This is a genomic window from Nonomuraea cavernae, assembly GCF_040655715.1.
GTDB lineage: Bacteria > Actinomycetota > Actinomycetes > Streptosporangiales > Streptosporangiaceae > Nonomuraea > Nonomuraea cavernae_A.
In genome coordinates this window covers 47,758-61,455 of the sequence record NZ_JBFAKL010000002.1, presented here as the reverse complement: position 1 = coordinate 61,455, position 13,698 = coordinate 47,758, and the positions used below count along the sequence as shown (strand labels likewise).

The following is a 13,698-nucleotide window of genomic DNA, read 5'->3' as shown; positions in this document are numbered from 1 at the left end:
GAGTCAAGCCGGGCGGACAATGTCCGCCCGGCCATCAGGAGGTCCTCGTGCGCATCGGTGAGCTGTCCCGGCGGACCGGCGTGGCCGTGCACCTGCTGCGTTACTACGAGGAGCAAGGTCTGCTCCACCCGCAGCGGCGCCCCAGCGGTTACCGGGAATACGCCGAGGAGGACGTTGCCATCGTCCGCCGCATCCGCAGCCTGCTGGCTGCCGGCCTGAGCACCTCAACGATCACCACGGTTCTGCCGTGCCTGCGGGACACCGGCGACCGTCTCGTCCCCACCTGCTCAGACCTGCTCGCCGACCTCTACCAGGAGCGCGACCGCATCGCTCGGGCCATCACCGACCTTCAGGCCTCCATGGACGCGCTCAACGGCGTCATCGCCGCAGCCCCGGCCGGCGTCACTCGCCGGGCACTGACCTCACTCGGCGCGTGAACGTAGCGGTCGACCACCTGATGTGCGACAGCCCGTCGCTGGCCTGGTAGATGCGGACGGACGAATTCGGGGTCGTCGAGAGCGGCGTTCTTCGTCGCGACGGATTCGTGGATCGACTCCGGGGAAGGGGCGGCAATGATGATCCATATGTCGCGTTCGATGCGTACCATCCGTTCACTTAAGCCCAGCGCACGCTGACGTTCGAGGATCTGCGCCACCTCGTCAGGTACGAACAGCCGGTCACCCGCTGCCAGCTCGGCGATGCGCCGGCGGTGCCGGCCAAGCTCGCGCATTTCGTTCGCCAGCGTTCTGTCGATTGGCCAATGGTGAGCATTGACACTCCCTTCACGACACACGCGGCCACAGGTCGCCCACAGCCTGCAAGACGGAGCCCAGAGCATCGGTGTTGATCGTACTGAGGCGCGTCAACGGGAGCCGGCGGCTGGTGGAGTCATCCTTGGTGACATGCCTGCTCCGCTGAGCCGGTGTCAGGGTTCGACCAGGCCGGCGCGGATGGCGTGCCGGGTCAGGTCGAGGCGGTCGCGCAGGCCCAGTTTGCCCAGGACGTTGGCCCGGTGCCGGTCGACGGTCTTGACGCTGATCACCAGGAGGTCGGCGATCTCTTTGGAGGAGTGTCCTTCGGCGATGAGCTTGACGATCTCCTCCTCGCGCGGGGTCAGCAGGCTGTCGGGGACGGTCTCGCCCTGCTCGTGGCGCTGCAGGTAGTCGCGAATGAGGGCGGTGACCGCCCCGGGATAGAGGAACGGCTCGCCGCGCATCGCGGCCCGGCACGCCTCCAGCAGGTCACGGTCGGCGACCGACTTCAGCACGTAGCCGGAGGCGCCCGCCTTGAGCGACTCGAAGAAGTACTGCTCGTTGTCGTACATCGACAGCATGAGCAGCCGGATGCCGGGCGCCCGCCGGGAGATCTCGCGGGCCGCTTGGATGCCGGTCAGGCGGGGCATGGCGATGTCGAGGATGGCCAGGTCGACCTCGATGCCGGAGCGGGTGGCGATCTCGATGGCCTCGGCGCCGTCGCCCGCCTCGGCCACCACCGTCAGGTCCGGCTCGGCGTCGAGGATCAGCCGCAGCCCGTGACGGACCAGCGCGTGATCGTCGGCCAGCAGGATCCGGGTCTGCCGCTGCTCCGGGCTCACCTTCATCTCGCTCACGCTCGCTCCTTCGTGACCGGTACGGCCAGGCGAACCCGGAGCCCGCCCTCCGGCGCCTCCTCGACGGTCAGGTCGGCGCCGACGAGCAGGGCCCGCTCGCGCATGCCGCGGATGCCGGCGCCCTCGCGGATCGGCCCGCCGTCGCCGTCGTCGGTGATGCGCAGCACCACGTGACCGTTGTCGGCGCACAGCGACAGCTCCACGCGTGAGGCGTGGGCGTGGCGGGCGACGTTGGTCAGGCCCTCCTGCGCGATGCGGTAGATCACCAGCTCGACGTCACCGCTCACCTCGGGCAGTCGCGGGTCGAACACGCGGGCCACCGGCACGCCGCTCATCTGGGAGAAATCGCTGGCCAGCGCGCTCATGGCGCTGAGCAGCCCCAGGTCCTCCAGCACGCCTGGCCGCAGCCTGCGGGCGACCTGACGGACCTCGTCGAGGCTGGCGCGGACCGTTTCCTGCACGGTGTGCAGTTCCTCGCGCAGGTCGTCGGGGGCACGGTCCACCGCGCGTTTGAGGCCGAGCAGGACGACGGTGAGGCTCTGTCCGATCTCGTCGTGCAGCTCGCGGGCGATGCGCTGGCGTTCGGCCTCCTGGGCGGCCAGGGTATGGGCGGTGCTGGCGCTGCGTTCGGCCTCCAGCCGGTCGAGCATCGAGTTGAACGTGGCGATGAGCGTGGTCAGGTCACCGTTGCCGTTGTGGGCGATGCGGTCGCTGTGACGCACCAGGTCCACCCGTTCCATCAGCGTGGTGAGGGCGCTGAGCGGCGCGAGGCTGTTGCGCAGCACGAACGCGTTAACCATGATCATCAGGGCCAGTCCGATGACCAGGATCGGCACCTCGGTGAGCAGCACGGGGGAGGAGACCGTCGCCGGCGACAGCGCCAGCACGGTCAGGCCGATGGTGAAGAGCAGGCCGTTCATCACGACGATCCGCCAGAACAAGGCCGAGGCAGGCGTGCGCGCGAGCCGGCTCGCGCGGGCCCCCAGCATCGTGCGCCTGTTCGCTGGTGCGGTCATGTATCCAGCCTCACCGCTGGTGAGGGTATTTGTCCATGCGGGCCACACCGCATTGCGCGCCGCGCTGACACGACGGCTCAGACGTTGTCTACATGCCGTCCACCAGCGCATATGGGTGCCAGACCCGATGGCGGGCGCAGCCGGCCCGGCGCGAGTCCGGTCAGGCGCCGGGGGAGTGGTCACTCAGGCTCCCGTGACGCCGTCCACGCACTGCCGCACCAGATCGGCGTGCCCGTTGTGCCGGGCGTACTCGCCGATCATGTGGACGAACACCATGCGCAACGAGTACGTGCCGCCGCCGGGCCGGACCAGCGTGGAGTCGAGTGGCACGCCGGCCACGGCCTGGCGGGCCAGGTCCTGCTCGGCGAGCAGCGTGGCGTACTCGGCCTCGGCCCGCGCCGGGTCGAGGTCCTCGAAATCGGCGTCGGGCCGCTCCGGGGTCGAGTACAGGTTGTCGATCGGCTCCCCGCGGAAGCGCCGGAACCAGTTGCGCTCCACCTTCGACAGGTGCCGGATCAGCCCCAGGAGGGACAGGTTGGACTGCGGGATGGGCGTCAGGGCGAGCTGCTCGCCGGTGAGCCCGGCGCACTTGTACGGCAGCGTCGAGCGATGCCAGTCGAGCAGGCCCCGCAACAGCTCGGGCTCGGGTGCGACCAGTGACCCACCGGCCCGGGTCACCTCAGGAGCAGTCCAAGTCATTCCGACATGATGTCATAAATCGGACCGCCGAAGATGAGCACCGCTCACCGCGCCATCACCCCGCCTCCGTCGCGAACACGCCGTCCAGCCAGGCACTCCAGGCGCGGGTGTGGTGCGCCTCGTCGGCCCCGGCCGCGAACAGATGGTGCGCCACCCCGACCGGCCACCCCCACACGTCGCGGCCGTAGAAGCGGTAGAGGGCGTCGTCACCGCGCACGCCGAGGAAGGCGGAGGTCACGTAGTCGACGACGCCGTCGATCGGCTCCAGCCCGGCCGGCCTCAGCCGTACCCGGTCGCCGACGGCGAGGTCGCCGGGCAGGCCCAGCGCCCGGCGTAGCGCCGCGAAACCGCCCTTCGCCGACGACTCGGGCGCCTCCGCGCTCACGTAGGCCGCGTCACGCCCGGAGAAATGCCGCAGGTACTCGCCGAGCGAGTGGTAGTAGAACGCGGTGTGCCGCTGGCAGGCGTCGAGCTCCCGCTCGTGATTCTCGGCGGTCTCGCCGCGATGCCGGTAGCGCAGGAAGGCACCGGCCGCGCTCGGCTCCAGCACGTAGTCGAGCTCGTTGGAGCCGTCGGCCGACCGGGTGGTGAAGTGGCGCGGCGGATCCCAGACGCTGACGGTGCCTCCGCTGGTCAGTCCTTGTTCGGCGCCACCGGCCCACGGCTCATAACTGATCTTCCAGCACCAGCCGGCGGTGTGGACGGTGAACGCGTCCCACACCTCTCGCGGGCTGGCGGGCAGCTCGCCCTCCCACCGCACCTCGAACCGCTCGGACATCTCGTACGCCTCCATACGTCGTTGACGGAACCCCTTCTTCCCCTACGACCGACGAGCCGGGCCGGAATCGACAGCGGCGCGCGAGAACGTCACATTCTCTTGGTGACGCGGATCTTCGACTGCTTGTGGGGCAGCCGCTCCCAGTCGTCCATGAAGACGGCGTCGAGGCCGTGGCGGTCGGCCATGGCCACGAGGGTCTCGGTGCGGTAGTAGAAGTCCTCGCGCAGCACCTGGTGCTCCTTGCCCACGGTGCGGTCGAAGGTGAAGTCGAACCAACCGCCCGCCCGCATGACCCGCCCGACGTGGGCGAAGCACTCCTCGATGACCTCCGGCGGCGAGTGCGAGAAGACGCTGTGGGCGTGCACGACGTCGAAGTGGCCGTCGGGCAGGAACGCGAAGCGCAGATCGCGCACCGCGGTCAGGTGCGGCAGCTTGTCGTGCAGGCCGTGCTCGACGATGGTGTCCTGGGCGGCGATCAGGATGTCGGGCGAGATGTCGATGCCGTAGTAGTTGCCGTGGTCGAGATAGTCGATGAACAGCCGGCCGGCGCGCAGGTTGCCGCAGCCGATCTCGAGCATCCGGAACTCCGGCTTGAGCCCGTGCTCCCTCAGGTAGTCGAACTGCATCCGCCCGAGCGCCAGCCAGCGTCTGTGGGAGTGGGACCCCACCGCGCCCTCGGGGCTGCGTGCGGCGTCGGACTTCATGACGGCCCGATAGTAGGCGACATGGTCGCGGGTGCGCAGCCGCAGCCACGTGTCACGGGTCAGTCGTCGCAGGTGCGGCACGATCTTGTGCGGGTGGCGCAGCGCGTAACCGGCCTGGTGGACGAGGCTGGAACGGGTTCGAGGCATGGCGGGTTCACCAGACTTCTGGAGGCGGCGGCGTTCCCTCGAACGTAGACACAGTGCCGTGGGCGCTCAATCGCTTTCCGTGAGCGTCCGGTAAAAGAATCTTGACGGAGCCGGGACGGTCAGCGGCGCACGGAGTGGCGGGGGCGTCCCTGGGCGGGGTCGAGCTCGGTGACGAGCTCGCAGGCGCTCGTGACGGGGTCGAGCGTGTGGGCCCGGACGGCCAGCTTCCGCAGCAGCTCGCGGAACAGGTCGCGCTCGTCCGCCGCCAGCGGCGCGAGCACGTGCTCCTCGGCGTGTTCGAGCCGGGAGCACAGGCTCGTCCAGGTGGCCCTGCCCTCGGTCGTGGCCAGGACGCGCTTGTTGCGCCGGTCGGCGGGGTCGGGGCGGCGCTCGACCAGGCCCGCCTTCTCCAGGTCGTCGACCAGGTAGGTCATGACCGTCTTGTCGATGCCGAGCCGCTGCGCCAGCGCGCCCTGCCCGCCGGGCAGTTCCTGGGCGGCGGCGGCCAGCACCTGGTAGCCGCGAGCGCCGCCGGGCAGCTCGGCGACCAGGGCATCGGCGATGCGGACGTAGGCGCGGAAGACGACGCCGAGACTCCAGCCGAGGTCGCGGTCGAGCGCGTCAGGCACGGAGTCAGGCACGGAGTCAGGCACGGTGGCGGGCTTCGCGGGCGTGGTCTCGGGCACGGCTCCAGCCTACCCCGACAGGCAGTCAAACAGACCATCTGTTTGACCGTTCGTCTGTTTCACATACTATTTGGGGCGGCGGTCGCTCCTCTCTCCGGTGGCCGCGCCACACGAAGGGACACGACAGCGATGGCGGACTACGGCCACGACCTGATGTTCGGCACATTCCTCACCCCGGAGGCCCAGCAGGCCGAGCGGGTGGTCGCGCTGGGCCAGCTGACCGAGCAGGTCGGCCTGGACCTGGTGACGGCCCAGGATCACCCCTACCAGTCACGGTTCCTCGACACCTGGACACTGCTCTCGGTGATCGCGGCCCGCACCTCGACGGTGCTGGTGTCGCCCAACGTGGCCAACCTGCCGTTGCGCCCACCCGCGGTGCTCGCCCGCAGCGTCGCCAGCCTCGACCTCCTCAGCGGCGGCCGCGTCGAGCTCGGGCTAGGGGCGGGCGCCTTCTGGGACGCCATCGCCGCCGTCGGCGGCCCACGCCTCGATGCCCCGCGCGGCGTCGACGCGCTGGAGGAGGGCATCCGGGTGATCCGCGCGATGTGGGACACCACGAGCAGCCCGGTGCGCGTCGAAGGCGAGCACCACCGGGTCGTGGGCGCCCATCCGGGCCCCGCGCCCGCCCACGACGTCGCCATCTGGCTGGGCGCCTACAAGAAGCGGATGCTGGCGCTGACCGGGCGGGTGGCCGACGGCTGGCTGCCCAGCAGCGCCTACGCCGCCCCCGACGCGCTGCCCGCACTGCACCAGATCATCGATGAGGCCGCCGTCGCCGCCGGGCGACGGCCCGGCGACGTCCGGCGCCTGTACAACATCCAGGGCACCTTCGCCGGGCGTGGCGCCGGGTTCCTGAACGGGCCGGCGGGCACCTGGGCCGAGCAGCTCGCAGAGCTCGCCCTCGGCCAGGGGATCAGCGTCTTCATCCTGGCCGACGACGACCCCGACGCGATCCGCCGCTACGCCGCCGAGGTCGCGCCCGCCGTACGCGAACTCGTCCAGAACGAGCGGGCGCGCCCGGCCCGGACGGACAGGTCCCTGGACGAGCAGGTGCCGCGGCCGGTGACGGCGGTCGTCAGGACCGGGGCGCTGCGGGTCACGCCGACACCGGACGACGGCGTCCGGCTCAGCGATGTCCGGGTGTGGGACGAGAGCGCCCGCCCGACCGGCCCGGCCCCCGATCCCGAGCGCCGCTACACCCCGCATGAGCAGGCGGCCGGGCAGCAGCTCGTCGACGTGCACGACCACCTGCGTCAGGAGCTGCGGGAGATCCGCCAGCTCGTCGAGAAGGTGACCGCCGGCACGATGGACGTCGGCGCCGCCCGCTCGCACATCAACACCATGACCATGCGCCAGAACAACTGGACGCTCGGCGCCTACTGCGAGTCCTACTGCCGGGTCGTCACCACGCATCACACGATCGAGGACCAGAGCCTGTTCCCGCACCTGCGCCGCGCGGACCCGGCGCTGGTGCCGGTCGTCGACCGCCTGGAGGCCGAGCACCGCGCCATCCACGACGTCCTCGACGGCGTCGATCGGGCCCTCGTCGCGCTCGTCGGCGAACCCGGCGGGACCCAGGCCCTGCGTGACGCCGTCGACCTGCTCACCGACACGCTGCTGTCGCACCTGTCGTACGAGGAGAGGGAGCTCGTCGAGCCGCTCGCCCGGTTCGGCGCCCACTGATCCCCGGGTGCCACCTGAATGCTGCGGGCCGGTGTACAGCTGGCGGCCCTGATCCCGCCGCAGGTACTGGATCGGGCCGCGCGCGGCGAGGTGTTCCTTCACACCTGCGCCGGAGATTTCGAGGTCGCAGCCCTCGACCTCGGAGGGCACCCCCGCTGAGCGACCGAGCTGGAGGCCGACGGGCTGAGCGGGTCGTGGGTACGCCGGCCAGCGCCACATCTTCCGGCAGCCCGACCACGTCAGGAATGTGCTGGGTCAGGGGCGCGCCCCGCTCACCCCCATGCGCCGGCGATCTGCCGGGTGGTGGCGTTGAGCCGGTTGAACAGGTTGGTGACACCGATCATCAGAACGATCGCGGCCAACTGCTTCTCCTCGAAATGGGTGGCGGCCCTGTCCCAGACCTCGTCGCTCACCGCGTCGGCACGGTCGGCGAGCCGTGTCGCGGCCTCGGCCAGCGCGAGCGCCGCCCGCTCCTGCTCGGTGAAGTACGGGGTCTCGCGCCAGGCGGCGACCGTGGCCAGCCGCTCGTCGCTCACGCCGGCCTTACGAGCGGTCTTGGAACCCGCGTCGACACAGGCGCTGCAGCCGTTGATCTGGCTGACCCGCAGATGCACCAGCTCCAGCGTCTGGCCGTCCACCCCACCGGCGTGCACGGCCTTGAAGAGCTCCTGGATGGACTGCATCGCGTCGGGCAGGATGATGGCCGGGTTCTGCATACGGGATTGCATCGTGGTTCTCCTTTTCGGGATCGCCGCCCCGTCCCTCGGGGCGTGACTCCATGACAGCCGAAGGGACCTGCCAAGACGACGGCGGTGGGACACCGTGGGACAGCGAAAACCGCCTTGGCCTGCGGCGATTCGTCCAGATAAGTTTCTTCCGCGACGGGACAGAGAGGCAGGACACGGTGGTGGCGCAACAGCGGAGGGCGAAGGCGGACCCCCAAGACGAACTGGCCACCCGGCTGCGCCTGCTCCAGGAGCTGTCCGGGCGCGGCGTGCGGGCCCTCGCGCGGGACACGGGCCTCAGCTCGTCGTCGCTGTCGCGTTACCTCAGCGGCCAGTCGGTGCCCCCCTGGCCCGTGGTGATCGAACTCTGCCGCCTCGTCAAGCGTGACCCCCGCCCGCTGCGTCCCCTGTGGGAACGGGCGACGAACCCCCTGCCCGCGCCCCCGAAGACGAGCCGCCAGGTCCAGCCCCCGTCGCCGCCCGCCGGTGCCCCACGCCCACCCCGCAACGATCTGCCGCGCGACGTGCCCGACTTCACTGGGCGTGAGGCCCAGCTCGCCGCCGTTCTCGCCGTGGTGGACAGCAGCCGGGTGGTCACCATCGACGGCATGGCGGGCGTCGGCAAGACCTGTCTGGCGGTGCACGCCGCGCACCGGCTCGCCGCCGGATACCCGGACGCCCAGCTCTATCTGGACCTGCACGGGTTCACCGACGGGCGGGAACCGCTCGATCCCGATCCCGCGCTGCGGGCGCTGCTCGCCGCGCTCGACGTCCCGTCGGAAAAGGTCCCGCAGGAGGGTGGTGTCGAGCCGCTGGCCGCCTGCTGGCGATCGGAACTGGCCAGCCGGCGGGCCGTCGTGGTCCTCGACAATGCCGCCAGCGCTGAGCAGGTCCGCTTGCTGCTGCCCGGCGCGGGCCCCTCCGTCGCCCTGATCACCAGCCGCAACCGGTTGGTGGGCCTGGAGGAGGTGTCGCCGGTGTCGCTGGACGTGCTGACCCCGAAGGAGAGTGCGGAGCTACTGGTCCGCGCCAGCGGCGATCCCAGCGGCGCCGACGGTCGGCTGGCCCGCGACCCTGAGTCCGCGGCCGAGGTGCTGCGGTTGTGCGGCCATCTGCCGCTGGCCCTGCGGCTGGCCGGGGCCCGGTTGCGGCACCGGCCGGGTTGGACCGTGGGCATCCTTGTGGAGCGTATGGCGGAGGGCGCGAGCGAGTTCGACACCGCGTTCGCCATGTCCGTACGGCAACTGGACCGGGCCGAGCGCCGGTTGTTCCGGTTGCTGGGCCTGTTGTCCGGGTCGTCCTTCGACGACTACGTGGCGGCGGCACTGGCGGACGTGCCGCTGCGCAGCGCCCGGGCGATGCTGGAGGACCTGCTCGACGCGCACCTCGTCCAGCAGCCGTCGGCCGGCCGCTACACCCTGCACGACCTGGTGCACCAGCACGCGCGCCGAGCCGCAGCGGAGCGGGATTCCCCGGCGGAGCTGGAGCGGGCACTGGGCCGGGTGCTCGACTATTACGTGCACGCGGCGGCCGCCGCCGACGCCGCGATGCCCGATGTGTCCGGCAGTCGCGCGGCCTCCGCGGGCCGGCCCCCGGCAGAGCTGCCGCGGTTCACCGACAAGCATGCGGCCCTCAGTTGGTTCGTCACGGAGTACACGAACCTCATCGGCGTGTTCGAGGTGGCGGTCGCCACCGGGTCCGACACGCACGCGTGCGAGTTGCCGCGCTTCATGCGGGCATTCTTCGCGCGGCGCTGTGGCACGACGCACCTCAACGTCCTCTTCGAACGATCGCTGGCGGCCGCCCAGCGCCTGGGCGATCCGCGGCGACTGGCCGAGGCGCATAGCGACCTGGGCTTCGCCCGCTACAACGCGGGCCGGTTGGCGGAGGCCGGCGCCGCGTACGAGGCGGCGGCACCGCTGGTATCCGAGGCCGGGGACACCCGCTCTGAGGCGGATCTGATCATGCGCCGCGGCTACCTCAGGTGGGGCGAGGGCCGTGTCGAGGAGCCACTCGACCTCTTCCGGCTGGCGGGGAAGCTGTACACGGACGCCGGCTGCCCGATGGGCGCGGCCCATGCGACCGCCTACGAGGCGTGGGCGATGCTGCAGCTGGGAAAGCGCGAGGAGGCGGCGCGGCTGGCCCGCGAGGTGCTGGACATCGCGCACGCCGACTCCGCCTGGCCGGCCGCACTGACGGCCCGGATCACCCTTGGCATGGCCATCGCCCACGAGCAGTCCGACGAGGCCGCAGGGCATCTGCGCCAAGCCCTGGAACTCGCCCGCGAGGACGGCCACAAACACAACGAGGCGTGGTGTCTCAACTGCCTGGGCGTCGCCCTGCGCCAGATGGGCCGCTTCGAGGAGGCGCTGGCCAGCCACCGACAGGCGTTCGCACTCTTGGATGAGCTGTTCGAGGAAGACTGGAAGATTCACTTCCTCAACGCTTACGGCGAGACCTGCCGACTGGCCGGGCTGCCCGACGAGGCCTTGAGCTTGCACCGTCAGGCGCTCGAACTGGCCCCGAAGGTGGGCCACCGGCACGAGGAGGCGCTGGCGCACGAGGGGATCGCGGCCGTGCTCGACGAGACGGACCCGGCTGCCGCCGCCGAGCACCGCGCGGCGGGACAGGCCATCCGGCAGGAGCTCGACCCAGGGGCCTGACGTGACTGGCCGCTCCTGCGAAACGGCCAGCAGTACCAGGTTTGACTTATATAAGTGGGACCTGAAACACTTGGGACGTGCACGCGTTCGACGTCCTCGGCGATCCGATCCGGCGCCGGATCCTTGAGCTTCTCGCCGACGGCGAGCTCAGCTCCGGCGAGGTCACCACCGTCATCCGAAGCGAGTTCGGCATCTCCCAGCCGGCCGTCTCCCAGCATTTGCGGGTGCTGCGCGACAACGGGTTCGCCAGTGTGCGCGCCGAGGGCACGCGGCGGCTGTACTCCGTGGAGCCCGGCCCGCTGCAGGAGGTGGACCTCTGGCTGGAACGGTTCCGCGGTTTCTGGGAGCAACGCCTGGACGCGCTGGCCACCGAGCTGGCGCGGGGCAAGCGCGAACGCCGGGCCAAGGACGCCTCATCGAGAAAAGAGAATCCATGATCGACATCCTCAACGAGATCGCCCGCGCCCGTCGCGAGGTGAGTGACGGGGCCGAGGTCAAGACCATCGTGGTGAGCCGCCGCTACGACGCCGCGGTGGAGGACGTGTGGGACGCCTGCACCGACGCCGAGCGGATCGGCCGCTGGTTCCTGCCCGTCACCGGCGATCTCCGGCTCGGTGGCCACTTCCAGCTCAAGGGCAACGCCGGAGGCGAGATCCTGCGGTGCGAGCCGCCCCACCTGCTGAAAGTGTCCTGGGTCATGGGTGAGGCCCCCGGACTCTCGGAGGTCGAGGTGCGGCTGACGGCCGAGGACGGCGACGCCACGCACTTCGAGCTGCGCCACACCGCGCAGGTGCCGCCGGAGATGTGGTCGCACTACGGTCCCGGCGCGGTCGGCATCGGCTGGGACCTCGCGGTGCTCGGCCTGGGCCTGTACCTGGCCGGAGGCTCCATCTCCGATCCGGACGCCTGGCAGCACACCGACGAGGCCCGCCGCTACATGACGGCGAGCGGCAAGGCGTGGGGCGAGACCTTCCAGGCGGCCGGTGCCCCGCCCGAGCGGGTGGCCGACGTGGTCGCGCACACCCTCGCGTTCTATATCCCCGAAAGTCCCGAGAAGGAGTAACTCCGATATGTCGCAGAAGATCACTACGTTCCTCATGTTCCAGGGCAACGACGCCGAAGAGGCGATGACGTGCTACATGTCGCTGTTCGATGACTCCGAGATCCTGTCGATCAGCCGCTACGGCGCCGACGGGCCGGGCGAGGAGGGCACGGTGCAGCACGCCCTGTTCACCCTCGCCGGCCAGCCCTACATGGCCATCGACAGCAACGTGAAGCACGAGTTCACCTTCACCCCGTCGATCTCGCTCTACGTGAACTGCGAGTCCGTCGACGAGATCGAGCGCCTCTACGCGGCGCTGCTCGACAAGGGCGGGGCGCTGATGCCGCTCGGCTCCTACGGCTTCAGCACCAAGTTCGGCTGGCTCAACGACCGCTTCGGGGTCTCCTGGCAGCTCAACCTGGCCTGACCGCCACGCGTCTCGCCGTACATGGAGGTCCCTCCCGTACGGCAGGCACGGGAGGGACCAAACCTAGATCAATCACCCGGGCTCCGGGGTTCAAGGACCGTTGACCGGTGCGAGGCGGTGGCGGGTTCAGGCGATCAGCAGGCGAAGGCCAAGCTCTGCCGCGTCGAGATCGACGAGGTCTCGGTTGCGTTCGGCCCATCGACCGGATGCGAGGTCATCCCGGAGGCTGTGCACCGCGCGCTGCTCGGCGTCCGGCCCGACTCTCGCCCAGACCGATACCCCGCGACGGACATTCTCGTCCAGGTATGCCTCGGGCAGGCGCCAGTAGGCCTCGAAGAAACCGTCAGCGCAGTCCCACGGGATGAGCACCGGTTCCATCCGGGCGCCGATCGCGCGGGCCTGCTCGGTCACCGAAGGCCGACCGGCGAGGAGGTCCGCGACCTCAGGCAGGTAGTCGCGAGTAAGCCAGAACCGATGACGCCATCCGGCATCACTGGTGTCGTGCGTGAACACCACCACGCGGCGGGCGACCCGCCGCATCTCGCGCAGGCCGGCGATCGGATCCGGCCAGTGATGAATGGAGGAAACAGCCATCGCGGCGTCGAAGGACTGGTCATCGAACGGCAGGTTCTCGGCAGATCCCACCAGACACGGCGCCGCGTCCGGAAGGCGCTGCGAACGCATGAGCGCCGACGGTTCCACCGCGAGGACATGGCGGTCGGGGGGCTCGTAGGATCCGGTGCCCGCCCCGACGTTCAGTATGGTCCGGGCATCGCCGAGCGCGGCCCAGATCCGCGCGGCGATGCGCGGTTCAGTGCGCCGGGTCACGGTGTAGGTGGCTCCGATGGTGTCGTAGAACTGCGCGCTGGACATTGACACTGCCTTTCCGGCTGTCACCCATCGTCCCCGCACGGTGCCTGCGGCCTCGGTAGCGTGTCACTGCGCGGGAGGTCGCTTGATCGTTATTTCACCATATTGATCGGCGTGTGAGGAGCTGTCAGTGAGTGGCGCTCATGTCTCGCGGTGGACGATGTCACGGGGCGAATCCGCGTAGGCCGTCAGGTCGAAACCCTTGGACTTGCGTACACCACGGCGGCCGGAGTTCTTCGGCCTCATAGGCTGATCCCATGCCACGATTCGAGGTGTCCACACGGGTGCCCGCCTCGCCGGAGCGGGTGTTCAAGGTGTCCCTGTCGGTGGACGTGCACACCTCCGCCTTCGCCGGATCGGGGGAGCGGGCCGTGGCAGGGGTCACCTCCGGCCTGCTCACCCTCGGCGACCACGTCACGTGGGAGGCCCGCCACTTCGGCCTGCGGTGGCGCCTGACCTCGACGATCAGCGCCTGCGAGGCCCCGACCTTCTTCGTCGACGAGCAGGTGGCGGGGCCCCTTCCTGACCGGGGCGAGGAGTCCGGCCAGGAGCCGGACTTTCGCAGCCTCGACGACAAGGCCTACCGGCTGCGGCACCAGAACTTTCCGATCATGGCCAGAAGGGCCACCCGGTGAAGACGAGGAGAACC

Annotated in this window: 16 protein-coding genes; 7 read left to right on the top strand and 9 right to left on the bottom strand. The window is 70.2% G+C overall.

The features are described from left to right. Window positions 1-47: 47 nt before the first annotated feature. Entirely contained in the window at window positions 48-437 is a 390-nt protein-coding gene (locus AB0I38_RS03065) for a MerR family transcriptional regulator (protein WP_358460988.1), read from the top strand. Here the strand turns inward: AB0I38_RS03065 and AB0I38_RS03060 are convergent. The 7 genes from AB0I38_RS03060 to AB0I38_RS03030 form a co-directional block, all read right to left on the bottom strand. Further along, window positions 350-838 (bottom strand): hypothetical protein, encoded by a 489-nt coding sequence (locus AB0I38_RS03060; RefSeq protein ID WP_358460985.1) that lies wholly within the window; start codon window positions 836-838, stop codon window positions 350-352. The genes AB0I38_RS03065 and AB0I38_RS03060 overlap by 88 nt on opposite strands. A gap of 87 nt (window positions 839-925) precedes the next feature. Continuing rightward, complete coding sequence (locus AB0I38_RS03055; protein WP_358462237.1) at window positions 926-1,600, bottom strand: response regulator transcription factor; 675 nt, start codon at window positions 1,598-1,600, stop codon at window positions 926-928. 5 nt (window positions 1,601-1,605) lie between these two features. Beyond that, entirely contained in the window at window positions 1,606-2,625 is a 1,020-nt protein-coding gene (locus AB0I38_RS03050; protein WP_358460982.1) for a sensor histidine kinase, read from the bottom strand. Window positions 2,626-2,808: 183 nt separating this feature from the next. After that, window positions 2,809-3,324, bottom strand: coding sequence for a DinB family protein (locus tag AB0I38_RS03045; RefSeq protein ID WP_358460979.1), 516 nt, complete (start codon window positions 3,322-3,324; stop codon window positions 2,809-2,811). A 55-nt stretch (window positions 3,325-3,379) separates the two neighbouring features. After that, complete coding sequence (locus AB0I38_RS03040) at window positions 3,380-4,102, bottom strand: SRPBCC family protein (RefSeq protein ID WP_358460976.1); 723 nt, start codon at window positions 4,100-4,102, stop codon at window positions 3,380-3,382. Between the two features lie 89 nt (window positions 4,103-4,191). Next, window positions 4,192-4,953: a class I SAM-dependent DNA methyltransferase gene (locus AB0I38_RS03035; protein WP_358460973.1), complete on the bottom strand. Its 762-nt coding sequence runs from the start codon at window positions 4,951-4,953 to the stop codon at window positions 4,192-4,194. Window positions 4,954-5,072: 119 nt separating this feature from the next. Further along, a complete protein-coding gene (locus tag AB0I38_RS03030; RefSeq protein ID WP_358460970.1) occupies window positions 5,073-5,639 on the bottom strand; it encodes a MarR family winged helix-turn-helix transcriptional regulator in 567 nt (188 codons plus the stop codon). Between the two features lie 129 nt (window positions 5,640-5,768). On the opposite strand from AB0I38_RS03030, the gene AB0I38_RS03025 reads away from it, so the two are divergent. Continuing rightward, a complete protein-coding gene (locus tag AB0I38_RS03025; RefSeq protein WP_358460967.1) occupies window positions 5,769-7,322 on the top strand; it encodes an LLM class flavin-dependent oxidoreductase in 1,554 nt (517 codons plus the stop codon). 272 nt (window positions 7,323-7,594) lie between these two features. Here AB0I38_RS03025 and AB0I38_RS03020 read toward each other — a convergent pair whose 3' ends face one another. Then, on the bottom strand, window positions 7,595-8,050 hold the full coding sequence (locus AB0I38_RS03020; protein ID WP_358460964.1) for a carboxymuconolactone decarboxylase family protein: 456 nt from the start codon (window positions 8,048-8,050) through the stop codon (window positions 7,595-7,597). A gap of 179 nt (window positions 8,051-8,229) precedes the next feature. Between AB0I38_RS03020 and AB0I38_RS03015 the strand changes: the two genes are divergently transcribed. The 4 genes from AB0I38_RS03015 to AB0I38_RS03000 all read left to right on the top strand — a co-directional run bounded on the left by AB0I38_RS03015 (window position 8,230) and on the right by AB0I38_RS03000 (window position 12,179). Next, window positions 8,230-10,710, top strand: a complete 2,481-nt coding sequence (locus AB0I38_RS03015; RefSeq protein WP_358460961.1) for a tetratricopeptide repeat protein — start codon at window positions 8,230-8,232, stop codon at window positions 10,708-10,710. 77 nt (window positions 10,711-10,787) lie between these two features. Continuing rightward, complete coding sequence (locus tag AB0I38_RS03010) at window positions 10,788-11,147, top strand: ArsR/SmtB family transcription factor (protein ID WP_358460958.1); 360 nt, start codon at window positions 10,788-10,790, stop codon at window positions 11,145-11,147. Next, window positions 11,144-11,773, top strand: a complete 630-nt coding sequence (locus AB0I38_RS03005; RefSeq protein WP_358460955.1) for an SRPBCC family protein — start codon at window positions 11,144-11,146, stop codon at window positions 11,771-11,773. Before AB0I38_RS03010 ends, AB0I38_RS03005 begins: the two co-directional genes overlap by 4 nt. Window positions 11,774-11,780: 7 nt before the next feature. Beyond that, complete coding sequence (locus AB0I38_RS03000) at window positions 11,781-12,179, top strand: VOC family protein (protein ID WP_358460952.1); 399 nt, start codon at window positions 11,781-11,783, stop codon at window positions 12,177-12,179. 126 nt (window positions 12,180-12,305) lie between these two features. Here the strand turns inward: AB0I38_RS03000 and AB0I38_RS02995 are convergent, their stop codons facing one another. After that, a complete protein-coding gene (locus AB0I38_RS02995) occupies window positions 12,306-13,052 on the bottom strand; it encodes a class I SAM-dependent methyltransferase (protein ID WP_358460949.1) in 747 nt (248 codons plus the stop codon). 254 nt (window positions 13,053-13,306) lie between these two features. Here AB0I38_RS02995 and AB0I38_RS02990 point away from each other — a divergent pair, with 254 nt between their 5' ends. Then, complete coding sequence (locus AB0I38_RS02990) at window positions 13,307-13,684, top strand: SRPBCC family protein (protein WP_358460946.1); 378 nt, start codon at window positions 13,307-13,309, stop codon at window positions 13,682-13,684. The last annotated feature ends 14 nt before the right edge of the window (window positions 13,685-13,698 follow it).